The organism is Oceanobacillus massiliensis str. N'diop (assembly GCF_000285495.1).
Taxonomy (GTDB): Bacteria; Bacillota; Bacilli; order Bacillales; family Amphibacillaceae; genus Oceanobacillus; species Oceanobacillus massiliensis.
Genome location: NZ_HE610978.1, coordinates 652,445 through 666,708, shown reverse-complemented (window position 1 = coordinate 666,708; position 14,264 = coordinate 652,445). Strand labels below are relative to the sequence as shown.

The window sequence follows — 14,264 nt, the reverse complement described above, 5'->3', positions numbered from 1 at the left end:
AAGAGGGCACCTTGATTCTTCAGCAGCAGAGGAAATAGTTGAATGATTTTAACAGCTGCCTAGGTTTAAATGAGTGAATTGGAAAATTTTACATTCATTTAACTGAATTTTTATGATATTGTATAAAATAAAATAATTTATTGGAAAGGAGCAAATAATGAGCACTATTTTTGAAAAGCTGGACAATATGAGTGAGGAAATTATTGAAATCAGACGTTATCTGCATCAGCATCCCGAGCTATCCTTTCAGGAAGTTAATACTGCAGCGTTTATTGCAGAATTTCATCTTAAGCTGGGGCATCAAGTACGGACGAATGTCGGGGGGAATGGTGTGCTTGCTTACCTGAAAGGAGGAAAGTCAGGACCGACTGTTGCGTTAAGAGCGGATTTCGATGCATTGCCAATCCATGAACAGACGGATCTCCCTTTTAAATCCGAGCATGATGGAGTCATGCATGCATGTGGACATGATGGGCACACAGCAAGCTTATTGGGACTGGCAAAAGTACTGAATGGGATGAAGGATGAGATAGAAGGAACGATAGTATTCCTGCATCAGCATGCAGAGGAATTGCCCCCAGGTGGAGCTGTTTCCATGATAGCCGATGGCTGCCTCGATGGGGTCGATGTAATCTTTGGCACACATCTTCAGGCGCAAATGCCCCTTGGTGAAATCGGCTATCGGACTGGACCGCTTCAGGCAGCACCTGACCGGTTCGACATTAAGATACAAGGGGATGGCGGACACGGTGCATCTCCACATGAAACGAAAGACAGCATTGTCATCGGTGGCCAGCTAATCAGCAACTTGCAGCAAATTGTAAGCCGTAAAATAGATCCACTTGATTCGGCAGTCGTATCGGTATGTTCCTTCGAGGCGAAGAATCCTTACAATGTCATTGCGGATTCAGCCTTCATGACAGGAACGGTTCGTACTTTTAAAGAAGAAACCCGGAGCTTTATTGAGAATGAAATAGAACAGATTGTAAAAGGTACATGTGACGTATCTGGAGCAAGCTATGAATATACCTACATAAGAGGTTATCCGACCTTGATCAATCATAAATCAGAGACAGAATTTATTGCCACTCTTGCTGAGGATGTTCCTGGAGTTGAAGCAGTCAATGAGACCCCGCCAATAATGGGTGGTGAAGATTTTGCCTACTATTTACAGCATGTGAAAGGTTCGTTTTTCTTTACAGGTGCCAAGGATCCAAAATGGAACAAGTCCTACCCGCATCATCATCCGAAATTTGATATCGATGAACGGGCATTGGTAATTGCTGCCAAGGTACTGGGCAAGGCGACATTGGAATACATGGAGCAAGCGAGCAAATCATTGGGGGAAGTCTATTAGACTGTAAATTAAATACCTAAAGCTTAACTTTAATTCATACATCATAAGGAGGAGAGAAAAATGGCTGAACAGATATTAGGTCTATGGAAGGATTGGCGTCTGCATGTATTGGTACTTGCAATCGTTATGGTAACGGAGTTTATCGGACAGCAGCAAATAACGATTGGACCAGGGGTTATTTTGCTTTTACCTATGCTATATGCGGTTATCATTGGTATTGCGCTATTTTTCACCCCTCTTGTAAAACAAAAACAGTCAAAGAACGCAGAACCGCTTGTTTTTATTTCGGTAACACTGCTGATAGCAAAGTTTGGTGTGCAGGCAGGACCTGCTCTGCCACAATTGATAGAAGCTGGACCAGCATTGATCTTACAGGAACTTGGTAACTTGGGAACCATGTTGATCGCCTTGCCGCTGGCCGTTTTTCTTGGTCTGAAAAGAGAAAGCATCGGGATGACGCATTCGGTGGGAAGAGAACCCAATTTGGCATTGATAACCGATAAATATGGATTATCTTCACCAGAGGGACGGGGCGTGATGGCCATCTATATTTATGGTACCGTATTTGGCTCCATTTTTATGGGACTGGCATCAGGGTTTCTGGCAACCATTACCCCGCTTCATCCATTTTCATTTGCAATGGCATCTGGAATCGGCAGCGGCAGTATGGCGGCAGCCTCAGTAGGTCCGCTGGTTGCAGCATTTCCTGATATGGCCGATACAATTACAGCCTTTTCCGGTGCAAGTAACCTCCTTACAAGCGTAACCGGACTGTACGTAAGTATTTTTATAGCATTACCATTGACAGAGAAATTCTATAAGGTTCTATCCAGAGAAAAGAAGAATAACGATACTAATCCCGAGTCAAAGGTGGTGTAGCGAATGATTAAGAATATACAGGAATGGGTTTTACTATTTGTTATTGTCGCTGTCATCGTAACGGTGGGTAACTGGATAGGGTACGAAGTGATGCCGCTTGAGGCATTGCCAGGTGTAATTATTCTCTGTTTAATCAGTTTAGCTGGATTGATTATCCACAAATTATTACCCTTTAAAGCGATTCCTAGTATTGCTTACATTGGAATTCTGGCGTTAATCCTGACTATACCAGGAATGCCAGGTCAAGAACAAATCGTCATCTGGACAAATCAGGTTAATCTTTTGGCGATTGCTACGCCAATACTGGCCTATGCCGGAATATCCATTGGCCGTTCATGGACTGATTTTCAGAAACTAGGCTGGAAAACGATAATCATCGGCTCATGTGTCATGATTGGAACTTTCTTGGGCTCAGCGATTGTAGCGGAGATCGTACTTCGCCTGCAAGGAATTATTTAACGAACATCCCTATTCACCATACTGATTGAATAAGAGGACAAATGTGCTGATCTGCTATTACTTTCATGAAGTAATCATGGACAACTCTCATTCGTCCTCTTGTTTGCATTGCTCCATTTTAATGAATATGCTGAATCCTATTTGGGACAACATCCTCTCCAAAGCGTGGGTAGTGCTTTCATCATTACCTGGATAAAGATAAATCATCTGATGTAACATTTTTCTGGCTTCTGCGTCTATACATACAAAGTAAACGTTTTATATAAGGATACTGGAAGGGTGGGTCTCAGATTGGGAAAAAGATTATATGTTATCATCATCATCTTGTTTGCGGGCATGGTGCTGACTGCCTGCAGTAATGAATCGGACAGCAGTCAAAGCACCAGTAATGAAGCAGCATTTGAAACAACTGAGGAGAGTGCAGGAAGCGTGGAACAGGAAAGTGGTGATTCCATGCATAAGGATGCCATTGGAGAGGAAACGGCTGAATCGGGAGATGAAGCCATTCCGTCAGAAACAGAGGAGGAGGTAATCCAGTCCGAGCGAAAAATAATCTATACTGCCAACCTCTCTATTGAAGTGAAAGATTTCCAGCAGGCGCTGGATGACATTCAACGGCAGGCAGCGGATCGCGGCGGGTACATCGTGGACTCGAATATGATGGAAGATACGGCAAATGATACAACATACGGACATGTGACATTACGGATTCCACAGGACCAATACCGGGAATTCATTCAATTCGTGGAAGATGGGAGCAGTACAGTATTAGAAAGCTCCGAATCTGGCCAGGATGTGACAGAGGAATATATTGACTTGGAGTCACGGTTGAAATCAAAACATGTCGTGGAGGAAAGATTGCTCTCCTTCATGGAACAAGCAGAGAAAACAGAGGATCTGCTAGCCATCTCTAATGACTTGGCGACTGTCCAGGGAGAAATAGAGGAAATAACAGGGCGCATGAACTATTTGGAAAACAGGACAGACTTGGCAACCGTGTCCATTTCGATTCAAGAAAACAATGTAAGCCTATCAGGAATGAATGATGGCGAACTTAACACATGGGAAAAACGAAAGAACAGTTTCTAAAAAGCATCAATTTTCTTCTTGCTGCATTTTCTGGAATGTTCGTCTTTGTGATTGGAAATTTACCATTGTTTATTTTGCTGGGTGCAATTGCCGTTATTTTATTTTTCATCTATAGGCGGGTAAGGAAGACCGGCGGCAATGGGTAAGAAGGTATTTAATAATAAATGGTAAACAAGAGAAGAATGAAAAAAGCTTTACTTTTAGACCAATTTATGTAAAATAGAATGTAATTAAATAAGTTATCAAGAGTGAACGAGAGATCTGGCTCTACGACTTCACAGCAACCTGCCAAGTGCAAGGTGCTTCTTCCAGCAAAGCATTGCTTTGAATGATAACAAACGGCCGGGGCTCTTTGTTGCATATTGCAATGAAGGGTTTTTTTGTTATTTATTCGATTAAGGAATTGCTTTAATAACAGAAAAGGGAGTATGTATAATGAATAGTATCGGAAATGAAAGAGGTTATATTGTGAAAAGTCTAAGTGTACAGGAATTCTTTCACCATGTGGTTGGATGTGTTGAACGGAAGCTGAAGGAATGGGACAGCGAATATCAAGTCTATATCGTCAAGCTAGCTGACTATAACCTGATTGTAAAAAAAGGCTGCTATACATATAGCGTAGATCTTTCCGAGGAAGAGATTGAATCCCTCCAAAAATGCGGGGGATATGCACTGGACCGGGAAATTTGGAGACAGTTGGAACGGAAGGGAGTGGCAGTTCGACAGGAGTCATAAGAATAACACAATTGGATTTCTATAAAATTATGCTCCGTTATAGGCGTCTATAACGGAGCAAACGGGAGAATTGAATTCATTTCTTTTTGGCTGAAGACGGATTTTTTCTTACGAATTCGAATGATTTACTTCTGTTTTTCTAGGGGTAAAATTTGGAACACTCTCTTGCTGCAGGAAATAATGTACTTCCTCGACGGAAAGACCGAGTTTTTTTGCCTCTAGTATCAAATCAAGCCATTCTTGATCTAACTCTGTTATATCAACCGGCAGTTGTGAATGCATAGTTATTTCTGTTCACCCTTCCTCCATAAATTACCGAAAATTTCTGTCTTTCTATATATTAATAGGAGAAGGTTAAAATGAGGTTTAAAATCATAAACTTTTAATTTTTTGGAAGAAATTTGTATCCAAAACCTCTGACGGTGATGATAAATTCTGGATTTGCAGGATTTTTCTCTAATTTCTTTCGGATATTGCTAATATGAACTTTGACCGTTTTATAATCACCAAATTTATCTTCTCCCCAAATATGTTCATAAAGCTGGATGTTGGAAAAGACTTGATTGGGATTTTGGATCAGGAAGAAAAGCAGCTGTATTTCTTTGGCATATAATTGGACAGGTTCACCATTCCGGAGAACAATATAAGTATCCATATCTATCTCAAGCTCTCCAAGTTTCATTTTGGATGCGTTTTCATATGCCTTTTTAAAAGAAATTTCTTTTCTTCTCAAATGTGCTTTCACTCTCGCAAGCACTTCTCCTGGATCAAAAGGTTTTATTATATAGTCATCAGCCCCAGCTTCCAGCCCATAGATGCGATCCTCATATTCACTTCTTGAACTCAAAAAAAGAATCGGAACTTCTTCACTGTAGGTGCGAATTTCCCGACATACTGCCAATCCGTCCATTCCAGGGAGAAGTATATCGAGTAGAATAAGAGCTGGCGCGTCAGAATGAAAGAATTCAAGTGCTTCATTACCGGTTCCAGCCACGATGACATGATAGTCTTGCCTTAAATAAAGCTGCAGCAGATGACGGATATCCGCGTCGTCCTCCACAACTAAGATGGTCTCATTTTTCATACCCGTTCACCTCTTTGGTATTTATCGGATACAAAGGAAGAATGATATAAAACGTACTTCCTTTGCCGACTTTACTTTCAGCCCATAAGTAACCCTGATGGTATTCCATAATCTGTTTGGAAATAGAGAGTCCGAGACCTGTATTCGTACCTTGCCCTGCACGCGTTTTATCTGCCTGGTAAAAACGATCAAAAATGAGTGGAATCGTTTTAGGGTCCATCCCTTGTCCGGTGTCACTTATGCTTACCTGTAAAAATGAATTGCCTGGGGTATATCCTGAAGTTTCCCTTTCTTTTGCCTGTTGTACCTGTACCGTAGTTGTCTTCCTCATTTCAATAGTTATTAAGCCGGATTTCCCGGTAAAGCGGATGGCATTAAAGATAAGGTTTTGGAGTACTTGATCTATTCTATCGATATCAATCTTCACCAATTCCTTTTTTTCCGCCACTTCCAGAAAATCATGTATCTCAAACCCAATATCATGAGCTTTTATATCGACTTCATACTTTTGAAGCAGAAGTGCAGGCAAGTCACCAGCAGCATGCTGTTTCCAGCGAAAGCTCAATTGTCCTGATTCTAGTCTCGATAGTTCGTACAGGTCTTGTATAAGCCGATCGATAAATAAAATTTTCTGGTATACGATTTGTAAATAGCTCGAATCATTTAAATGTACCACACCATCAATCATTGCTTTCACATACCCTTTGACAGAAGTCATCGGTGTGCCAAGTTCATGGGAAATATTGGACATCAATTGCTTTCTTGCCTGTTCGGTTCTTCTTAGTTGTTCTGTATTTACTTCCAGTTCCTTTGTTCGCTTCATGACTTGATTCTCAAGGGACTGATTTAAATCAGAGAGTTCCCGATTAACAGAGACCACTTCTTCCATCACGAGTTTTAGGGACAAGAGTGTCTTTACACGAGATAGCAGCTCTTCTTTGGAGCATGGTTTGGTCAAATAATCATTTGCTCCTGATTCAAAGGCTGTAACAATATCTTCCGTTTGAGACCTGGCAGTTAGCATTAATATAGGAAGTTCTGTCAGCGAATACCTTTTTCTTAGCCGTTTTGCAATCTCAAACCCGGATTGCTTTGGCAGCATGACATCAAGAATAACGAGATCGTATGAAGGATCTTCTGTCAGAATTTCCAGTGCGCTTTCTCCGTCATAGGCAACTTCCAGCCAATAACCGACCGTGGATAAATGGTTGCGCAATACTTGAACATTTACGATTTCATCATCAGCGATTAAAATTCGCTGTGAATGGCTTGCTTCAGTGGCTTGTGCTGCGATTTCATCGTGGTTTGCTCCTGCCTGCTCATTAGGTAATGGGTTCGAGATCATATGCCTGGGTAATGATTTCTTTCCCTGATAAATAGGAACGGAAAAAGATACAGTTGTTCCTTTTCCCAGGGTGGATTGGATTGAAATGTCTCCACCATGCAGTTCAATCAGCTGTTTCGTGATGCTTAATCCTAACCCTGTTCCAATAATGGTTCTGTCTGACAAGTTCGTCCCTCGTTCAAAACTATTGAATATATTTTCCAAGTCCTCTTCGGATATGCCAATCCCGGAGTCTTTGATAAACAGCACTATTTCGTTGCCCCTAATCTCAGCAAAGAGGACAATCTCTCCTATATCCGTATATTTAATCGCGTTGCCAATGAGATTGTACATAATTTGCTGTAGCCTATTCTCGTCAGCGGCTGCAGGAGGGAGTGTTGCCGGAATCTGATTTTGAATCGTCACGGGTGTCCCTGAACTTAAGGTTGAAGTGACGGTGCAAATAACTTCAGCTAACTCCCTTAAAGAAACCGGTTCAATCTCCAGACCCAGTTCATGATGATTCAGTTTAGATGCATCAAGCAAATCATTGATCAGATGGGTGAGACGATTACCACTTGTAATAATCAAGGTGAGATTCTGTTTGATGCGATCATCGACACTTGGGTCATCTCTTAAAGATTCAGCAATGCCAATAATCCCATGAAGTGGAGTTCTTAATTCGTGGGAAGTATTTGCAAGGAATTCATTTTTTACATTATTGGCTTGCTGTAAATGTTTAACCGCAAGTTCTTGACTTTGCCGCGCATTGATTTCTGCTGCTTCCTTCTTCAGGCGCAGTCTCCTGATTTTTTCCCCAAGTGCAAGGGAGAATAAGATAATTTCGATCGCTGATCCGAGTTGGGAAGCATATTTTGTAATAAAAGTAATGGGAATTAGTCCCATATCGGCTAGCGAACTGAATGTCACACCAATTAGAAAGATAATCCATCCGAAAAAGAAATATTTTGCTGGAGCGTATCCCTTTCTCCAAGCTAGGACTGCAGCAGTGGCTACTATGAAAACCAAACCAATGGTCGCTGCCATAATTAAATCGAGAGCTGTTCCATAGTCAATCGCCAGAATTGCAATAAGCAATGGCTGAAGTAGAATATAACCGTTTATGAGCCGATGAAGGCTTGGTAAATAGGCTTTTGTGTTGAGAAATGATTTTGTGAACAGCAATGCACTAATATTCGCACCTGCCATAAAGAACAAGATCGCCCGATTATTCCACCAGCTGCTCTCCGGCCATATGTACTGAAAAGATAGTCCATTCAAGGTCAAATGACAGAGCATAATCGACAGTATGAAGAGAACGTACCAGAGATAACTGGTATAGCGAAGCGATAAAAATAGGAATAAATTATAAAAAATCATAATCAGACCAAATCCGTAGTAGATACCAAGAAGAATATATTCCATCTGACTTTCTTCATAAAATTCTGCTTCTGACGATAGGGTGATTGGCAATTGCATGGACCCATCCGTATCGAACTGCAGGTAATATGTCATCGTATCGCCAGGAGGGACGTGGAGGTTAAAGACAAAGCTTCGGTGGTGAATTTCTCTTGATGAAAAAGGTAATAAATCTCCAGTTTGCTCTAATTCAAATCGATTCTCTCCAATAGGTTTATAAAGACCAATCCAATCATGGGGAGGGTAGGCGATCTTCAGTAGCCATTCTGCTTTTGGAGAGTTATTGGTCAAGGTGATTCTAGCCCAAAATACGGACTCTGTATAGCCATAGCTCGGTACATCACCATGAAAACGGAAAAATTGTTCATCGAGATTTCCGCTTGCTATATCATCAATATTCCATTGGTTCTCCTCATCTATCAGGAGTTCGAGGGTAGGGCCGAGCGAATAACCTTCCTTTCCTTCCTTTAACTGTAGTTCTGCGGAAGCATCCAATGGATTGTATGATAGGATGAAAAGCATGCAGCATACGAAAAAAATCATTATACGGACTACACGCATTTTTTCCATCACCTTTAGTTTAGTTTTATCTAAGACTATTATACTAGATTAGGAAGGTTAAATATAGTTAAATCTAAATTTTTAGATAAATTAACGCGCTGATTTCCTATTTGAAAACCAATAATAATCAAATGGGAATTAGAAGACCGAGTATCTTTTATAGGGGATTTTTAAAATGTAAAAAGTGGACTATATTTTATGTTCATGATGATAGGGATTCTTTTTGATTTGATGGCTGCTTCACTTAAAAGGAAGCAGCCGATTGCAAAAGTGAAACTTCTAGTATCCATATAATAAAAAGGAGTGAATTAACGTCTTCTATTCTAAAACAGAGCCGTAAGAGTTAACGTTTATCATTCCTCATCCAGGATTTCATCAAAAGCCTCAGATACTTTATCGAATTCTTCATCGGTTTCAATAGCAGATAACTCACCATCATCGTCAATTTTGAGAAAAAAGAGATCAATGTCCTCTTCATTATCCTCTTTCAGATCTTCAACAAAGCTGACAGCAACATAGTCTGTATCTTCTAACGTCACCTTTGCCAATACTTCCACTTCCTGGTCCTGATCGGTTTCATCAGCAATCGTAAATACCTCGCCAACTTCAATTTTATCCATATGAATCATCCTCCGTCTTTATTTAAGGCTGTTTTCGTAAGTATTGCTGTTTCTAAACTTTGCATTAGAAACTGCGACGTAACAAGAAATGATAGGTACTTTTTCCTCACTCCGAAAATCCAATGTGCTTTCCGCAGGCTCGCGCTAAGCCTCCTCGCTCGCAAAGTTCGCTCTCTGTGGGGTCTTAGCGTCTTCGCTTTCCCGCTGGAGTCTCCGTGTATTTCCTCCGTTGTGTTGAGAGGTTCAACACCTTATCATTCTTAATTATTAATTCTATAAATAATCATTTCTGTGAGATGGATTGTAGCGCAGGGCAGTCGACTCCAGCGGGAAAAGCAACGGCTGAAGATCCCGCAAGAAGCCGGGCTTGCTTCTGAGGAAGCTGAAGTGTTGCCTGCCGTGGAAAGCGACTGCCCGTAGCGGAAATCGGCAGAGTCTGTTACTTCACAGATTATAGATTTAATCTAAAAGCAGCAATCTTCGAGAAAAGGACCTTGTTTCATATTGGTATTCTTATCTCTAGTTTTACTCGAATCTGGATAATAATGCAAAAATTAACCCAGGGCAAGCAGTTTTTGGAGTTTTAAAGAAGGGCTTCATGCTTAGAATGATGCCTTAATCGGGGATGAGGTAAAAAAGCTGCATGTTTGTGATGCGCTTAATGTGGAATCTGGACTAGCAGAAGGAGAATTAACTGAAGGGTGGGGACACACAATCTGTCCCCAGTCCATTATGCTCCAATATTTATCAGCCATTCACGCAGTTTTTCTTTGGGATAATATACATTGCCATTAATCGTGATATGCGGAATATCAGGATATTCCTGCAGCAAAGATTTTACATCTTCTTTAGAAATGCCCATAAACCAGTGAATCTGATTTTCCTTGAGCAATTCATGTGAGTCATCATCATCCAGCGATTCTATCAGACCTTTTGCGGCAGGATTTTTAAAGTTTTTCAGGCCGTCCCCGATGAAATAGCCCAAAGCTGCCAATCCGATGGCCAACCAAAAGAAATCGAATTCCATTTTTTGCCCTCCTTATTAGTTATTGCGGCTCATTCTCCATTTGAGAAATAGTCCGTATGTAATTCCAATATTAATATACCATCTTATTGTGAAAATCAAATCATTATTTACGTTTCTGTCAGTCTGATAAAAAAATAGCTGATTTGATATGTTCGAGGGAATAAAAGAAAAGTCCAGGAACACCGCTTCAAAAATCGAAAACGCTGCTCCTGACCTGTGATATCAACCTATTCTAAATTAGCGTGCCTTCCATACATCGTATCGGAGTGCAGCTCCTTTTTGTCCATAAATCGCAAAATAACCGAATCATAAAATAATAGAAGGGATTGCTCAAACAGGGAACCCATTGGCTGAATGGATTTCCCGCTCGTGCCTTCTGCTTTTGCCTGGGCCGGAATATCAATGGTGATTTCCGATAACTGACCGATTGCAGATTTTGGGTTGGTTGTCACCAGTGCAATTGCTGCACCGATACTTCTTGCCTTTTCTGCCATAGAGAGCAGGCTTTTGGTCTCCCCGGAACCAGAGCCGATGATAAGAATATCTTCGGGCTCGAGATTCGGTGTTATCGTTTCACCAACTACATATGGATCAAGTCCAACATGCATCATGCGCATCGCGAAAGCCTTTGCCATGAGACCGGAACGGCCGCTGCCGGCGACGAATATCTTTTTTGCATGGAGAATTCCTTCTGACAGCTTTTCCGCTTCCGTGTCATCAATTTGTTCCATCGTATGGCCAAGCTCAGCGAGAATATCTTTTGTATAGGCAGTTGTTTGCATGTTATTCTGCTGTGCCAGCTTTAATGAGCTGCTGCATTTCAGCTGCAACTTCTTTTTTATTGTCCTTGCCAGTAATTCCGCCGCCAACAATAATCAGATCCGGTTGTACTTTAATGACCTCTGGTAAAGTTTCCAGCTTGATTCCACCAGCGATTGCTGTTTTCGCATTCTTAACAACACTCTTGATGGTACGCAGATCTTCAAATGAATCTTTTCCTTCTGCCTGTAAATCATAGCCTGTATGCACGCAAATATAGTCAGCGCCTAATTCATCAAGCTCTTGTGCACGGGTTTTAACATCTTTTACAGCAATCATATCCACAAGAATCTGTTTCCCTTGATTTTTCGCTTCTTCTACAGCACCTTTAATCGATGCATCCTCTGCCTGAGCCAGGATGGTAACAATGTCAGCGCCGGCCTTAGAAGCGTTAGCTACTTCATATCCAGCGGCATCCATGATTTTTACGTCTGCCAGAACTTCGAGGTCAGGAAATGCAGATTTGATTTCTCTTACTGCCTTATGACCTTCTATATTAATGATTGGTGTACCAATTTCAACAATATCGATGTGGTCTTTAACTTCTTCTACCAACTCAATGGCTTGCGGAATATTAACTAGATCCAGTGCTAATTGTAATTTCATGTATGATTTCTCCTTTGGGCTATTATTTTCTGCACACCTAGTATAATGCTTTAGCTTGAAATTTATAAGTACGCACATTGAAATCATATAGTGCTGAAAAGTATACCGTCACAAGCCAAAAAAAGTGATGGAAGAAATCCATCACTTGCTGCAGGCTATTTAGCTGCTGTTTCTTTTATGGTTATGGAATTAGGTACATGCTCATCTAAGAAATTCTTATAGGATATACCCCACTTTGTCATCTGCTCGAGCAGGGGGCGGAGTGATTTTCCCTGTACTGTCAATGAGTATTCGACCTTTGGCGGAACAACCGGATATACTTCCCGGTGAACAAGGAAATCGGATTCCAATTCACGGAGCTGTGTGGTGAGCATACGTTGTGTAATTCCTGGAATAAGTCGTTTTAGTTCATTAAACCGCTTCGTTCCCTCACTGCCCAAATGCCAAAGAATCAGCATTTTCCATTTCCCGCCGATAACGGAAAGGGTTAGTTCCTTCTCACAATTAAATTCTCTTTCACGCCCATAATCCATGGAAACAATCCTCCATCTAATCCAGATTACAGTATACTTTTGTATACTATATACAGAAAATATACTGCCTTAGTAATAGATAGTATACGTGAGAGAGATAAGATTTGTATACCATAACGGCTTATGGTTCTGTAATTGAATGTGTCCGGTTTAGGTAGCTAAAAGGAGAAGCAAATATAGAAAAGCATATGCAGGGAGCGCAATCGAAGTAATGATATACAGGCTCATTTCAATTACAGAAAGTTTTTTCTCCCTTTTCGTTATTTTTAGTTTCCTATAGTAAAAATAGCTGGAAATAAATATTAACAAAAAAGCCAGTGCTTTTAAATTTTCCAGAAAAGCAACCATATAGTTAGCTCCTTTATTGTTATTTTTAATTTAGGCTCTTTTTATAAGCGTTATTGTTTCTGCGAATGCATTGATAGAAAATGTGATGCAATAGCTAGTTTATATTTTTATGTAAAAACAGCAATTTTTGAGAAGTGAATTTAATTTTAATAGAATAGGCCATAAATTGGGAAGGGAAAGCGGCAGAAAAAGCATCGTGAAAAGCAGTTCCAACAAAAACTGTACCTAATTGCCAGATTACAGATCCTTCAGCCTTTCCTTCGCTTCCGCATCTCCCAGCAGTGCAGCCTGCTGGTATAAAGTTTTTGCTTTTTTCATGTTTACGGAGGTGCCGACACCGGATTCATAGCAATAGCCAAGGTTGAATTTGCCGACAGGGTCCTGCCTGTCTGCGGCTATCTGGAACCAGCGGAGCGCTTCTTCACCATTGTCCGCTTCGAAGGCTTCCTGACCGAGATGATTGGCTGCATAGCTATCACCGGAAAGGGCGGATTGCTTAATCCAATGCTTCGCCTTCTCCAGATCCCTTTCAGTCCCAATCCCGTTCGTATACATATAGCCAACCGTATACATGGACTCAGGAACACCTCGCTCGGCAGCTTGGGAAAACAGCTCATATGCACGCTTAACATCCTTCTTTACATATTCGCCGCGGAAGTACATGTCTGCATAATTGTTCATCGCATCAGGATGTCCTTCCAATGCAGCTTTCCTGTAACAATGGAATGCCTTTTCAAAACTCTTCCCGACAACAATGCCATCAAAGTAATAATTGCCAATCCAGTATAGGGCATCCAAGTTACCTGCCGCCGTTGCCGCTTCAAACCAGACTAATGCCCAATCGTCCCGTCCGAATGAATTATAGAAATGACCTAGTGAAAACTGTGCATCCGGATCTGCAAGCATTGCCTGCTGATATATTGATTTTGCCTCCTGCAAATCATCCGCTTCTAAAAATATGCCTCTTTCATCTTTTGCCGGTGTAAGAAGCTCCTCTAGGATGAATTGCAAATCCCGCAATAAGATATCATGATAGGCTTCGTCAAAGGTAGACAGGGCACGTACCTGGGCATAGAGGATTTCAATATCGCCGGATAGGTTCATGGTTTTCTCCTGACAGTATTCGAAAATCTTGCGGATTGCTTCAACTGTATTCCCATTCTGCTGAACAGCCTTGGGCAGGAAAACTGCTGCATTCTTAAAGCCTTGTATGGAGAGTTCGTTTTGGAGCTGGTGAATATTCATGAAGTAAAAGTTCCTTTCTATGGTAGGTTTCTGTAATAGTTTCAGCAGGTCTGCCCTCTCAATTTATGATAATTTCACTCCCAGGCCTGGCCACACCTATTATAGCCTTTAAAGATGCCGTCCAAGAGGAATTGAAACTTATTTAGCTGGTTCTACGTA

General features: G+C 41.1%; 15 protein-coding genes and 1 riboswitch. Of the genes, 6 read left to right on the top strand and 9 right to left on the bottom strand.

Going from position 1 to position 14,264, the window contains the following annotated elements:
• Window positions 1–157 precede the first annotated feature (157 nt).
• The 6 genes from OMHG_RS13170 (at window position 158) to OMHG_RS13150 (ending at window position 4,519) form a co-directional block, all read left to right on the top strand.
• A complete protein-coding gene (locus OMHG_RS13170) occupies window positions 158–1,357 on the top strand; it encodes a M20 family metallopeptidase (RefSeq protein ID WP_010651348.1) in 1,200 nt (399 codons plus the stop codon).
• Window positions 1,358–1,417: 60 nt separating this feature from the next.
• Entirely contained in the window at window positions 1,418–2,236 is an 819-nt protein-coding gene (locus OMHG_RS13165) for a DUF3100 domain-containing protein (protein WP_010651347.1), read from the top strand.
• Between the two features lie 3 nt (window positions 2,237–2,239).
• Window positions 2,240–2,695 (top strand): hypothetical protein, encoded by a 456-nt coding sequence (locus OMHG_RS13160; RefSeq protein ID WP_010651346.1) that lies wholly within the window; start codon window positions 2,240–2,242, stop codon window positions 2,693–2,695.
• 291 nt (window positions 2,696–2,986) lie between these two features.
• The gene (locus tag OMHG_RS13155; protein ID WP_010651345.1) at window positions 2,987–3,784 is read left to right on the top strand and encodes a DUF4349 domain-containing protein; all 798 of its coding nucleotides are present in this window, start codon (window positions 2,987–2,989) and stop codon (window positions 3,782–3,784) included.
• Window positions 3,757–3,930, top strand: a complete 174-nt coding sequence (locus OMHG_RS18415; protein ID WP_010651344.1) for a Loki-CTERM sorting domain-containing protein — start codon at window positions 3,757–3,759, stop codon at window positions 3,928–3,930. The genes OMHG_RS13155 and OMHG_RS18415 overlap by 28 nt, the downstream gene beginning before the upstream one ends.
• Before the next feature lie 90 nt (window positions 3,931–4,020).
• A riboswitch (SAM riboswitch) is annotated at window positions 4,021–4,122 on the top strand.
• 97 nt (window positions 4,123–4,219) lie between these two features.
• Window positions 4,220–4,519, top strand: a complete 300-nt coding sequence (locus OMHG_RS13150) for a hypothetical protein (protein ID WP_010651343.1) — start codon at window positions 4,220–4,222, stop codon at window positions 4,517–4,519.
• Window positions 4,520–4,627: 108 nt separating this feature from the next.
• On the opposite strand, the gene OMHG_RS17995 is transcribed toward OMHG_RS13150, so the two are convergent.
• From OMHG_RS17995 to OMHG_RS13105, 9 genes are all read right to left on the bottom strand, one after another.
• A complete protein-coding gene (locus OMHG_RS17995) occupies window positions 4,628–4,801 on the bottom strand; it encodes an anti-repressor SinI family protein (protein ID WP_010651342.1) in 174 nt (57 codons plus the stop codon).
• 100 nt (window positions 4,802–4,901) lie between these two features.
• Window positions 4,902–5,603 (bottom strand): response regulator transcription factor, encoded by a 702-nt coding sequence (locus OMHG_RS13145; RefSeq protein WP_010651341.1) that lies wholly within the window; start codon window positions 5,601–5,603, stop codon window positions 4,902–4,904.
• Window positions 5,593–8,907 (bottom strand): ATP-binding protein, encoded by a 3,315-nt coding sequence (locus OMHG_RS13140; protein ID WP_010651340.1) that lies wholly within the window; start codon window positions 8,905–8,907, stop codon window positions 5,593–5,595. Before OMHG_RS13140 ends, OMHG_RS13145 begins: the two co-directional genes overlap by 11 nt.
• Window positions 8,908–9,260: 353 nt before the next feature.
• The gene (locus OMHG_RS13135) at window positions 9,261–9,527 is read right to left on the bottom strand and encodes a DUF1292 domain-containing protein (RefSeq protein WP_010651339.1); all 267 of its coding nucleotides are present in this window, start codon (window positions 9,525–9,527) and stop codon (window positions 9,261–9,263) included.
• A gap of 730 nt (window positions 9,528–10,257) precedes the next feature.
• Window positions 10,258–10,554 (bottom strand): hypothetical protein, encoded by a 297-nt coding sequence (locus OMHG_RS13130; RefSeq protein WP_010651338.1) that lies wholly within the window; start codon window positions 10,552–10,554, stop codon window positions 10,258–10,260.
• A gap of 227 nt (window positions 10,555–10,781) precedes the next feature.
• Window positions 10,782–11,336: a 6-phospho-3-hexuloisomerase gene (gene hxlB, locus OMHG_RS13125; RefSeq protein ID WP_010651337.1), complete on the bottom strand. Its 555-nt coding sequence runs from the start codon at window positions 11,334–11,336 to the stop codon at window positions 10,782–10,784.
• A gap of 1 nt (window position 11,337) precedes the next feature.
• Entirely contained in the window at window positions 11,338–11,979 is a 642-nt protein-coding gene (gene hxlA / locus OMHG_RS13120) for a 3-hexulose-6-phosphate synthase (protein ID WP_010651336.1), read from the bottom strand.
• 155 nt (window positions 11,980–12,134) lie between these two features.
• Window positions 12,135–12,512 (bottom strand): winged helix-turn-helix transcriptional regulator, encoded by a 378-nt coding sequence (locus OMHG_RS13115; protein WP_010651335.1) that lies wholly within the window; start codon window positions 12,510–12,512, stop codon window positions 12,135–12,137.
• A 585-nt stretch (window positions 12,513–13,097) separates the two neighbouring features.
• The gene (locus OMHG_RS13105; RefSeq protein WP_010651333.1) at window positions 13,098–14,105 is read right to left on the bottom strand and encodes a tetratricopeptide repeat protein; all 1,008 of its coding nucleotides are present in this window, start codon (window positions 14,103–14,105) and stop codon (window positions 13,098–13,100) included.
• Window positions 14,106–14,264 lie beyond the last annotated feature (159 nt).

Excerpts from the sequence above, each read along its gene's own strand:
- OMHG_RS13145 (WP_010651341.1), bottom strand. The coding sequence starts at position 5,603 with ATGAAAAATGAGACCATCTTAGTTGTGGAGGACGACGCGGATATCCGT.
- OMHG_RS13135 (WP_010651339.1), bottom strand. The coding sequence starts at position 9,527 with ATGGATAAAATTGAAGTTGGCGAGGTATTTACGATTGCTGATGAAACC.
- OMHG_RS13160 (WP_010651346.1), top strand. The coding sequence starts at position 2,240 with ATGATTAAGAATATACAGGAATGGGTTTTACTATTTGTTATTGTCGCT.
- hxlB (WP_010651337.1), bottom strand. The coding sequence starts at position 11,336 with ATGCAAACAACTGCCTATACAAAAGATATTCTCGCTGAGCTTGGCCAT.
- OMHG_RS13170 (WP_010651348.1), top strand. The coding sequence starts at position 158 with ATGAGCACTATTTTTGAAAAGCTGGACAATATGAGTGAGGAAATTATT.
- OMHG_RS13105 (WP_010651333.1), bottom strand. The coding sequence starts at position 14,105 with ATGAATATTCACCAGCTCCAAAACGAACTCTCCATACAAGGCTTTAAG.
- OMHG_RS13115 (WP_010651335.1), bottom strand. The coding sequence starts at position 12,512 with ATGGATTATGGGCGTGAAAGAGAATTTAATTGTGAGAAGGAACTAACC.
- OMHG_RS17995 (WP_010651342.1), bottom strand. The coding sequence starts at position 4,801 with ATGCATTCACAACTGCCGGTTGATATAACAGAGTTAGATCAAGAATGG.
- OMHG_RS13140 (WP_010651340.1), bottom strand. The coding sequence starts at position 8,907 with ATGCGTGTAGTCCGTATAATGATTTTTTTCGTATGCTGCATGCTTTTC.
- hxlA (WP_010651336.1), bottom strand. The coding sequence starts at position 11,979 with ATGAAATTACAATTAGCACTGGATCTAGTTAATATTCCGCAAGCCATT.
- OMHG_RS13165 (WP_010651347.1), top strand. The coding sequence starts at position 1,418 with ATGGCTGAACAGATATTAGGTCTATGGAAGGATTGGCGTCTGCATGTA.
- OMHG_RS13130 (WP_010651338.1), bottom strand. The coding sequence starts at position 10,554 with ATGGAATTCGATTTCTTTTGGTTGGCCATCGGATTGGCAGCTTTGGGC.
- OMHG_RS18415 (WP_010651344.1), top strand. The coding sequence starts at position 3,757 with ATGGGAAAAACGAAAGAACAGTTTCTAAAAAGCATCAATTTTCTTCTT.
- OMHG_RS13150 (WP_010651343.1), top strand. The coding sequence starts at position 4,220 with ATGAATAGTATCGGAAATGAAAGAGGTTATATTGTGAAAAGTCTAAGT.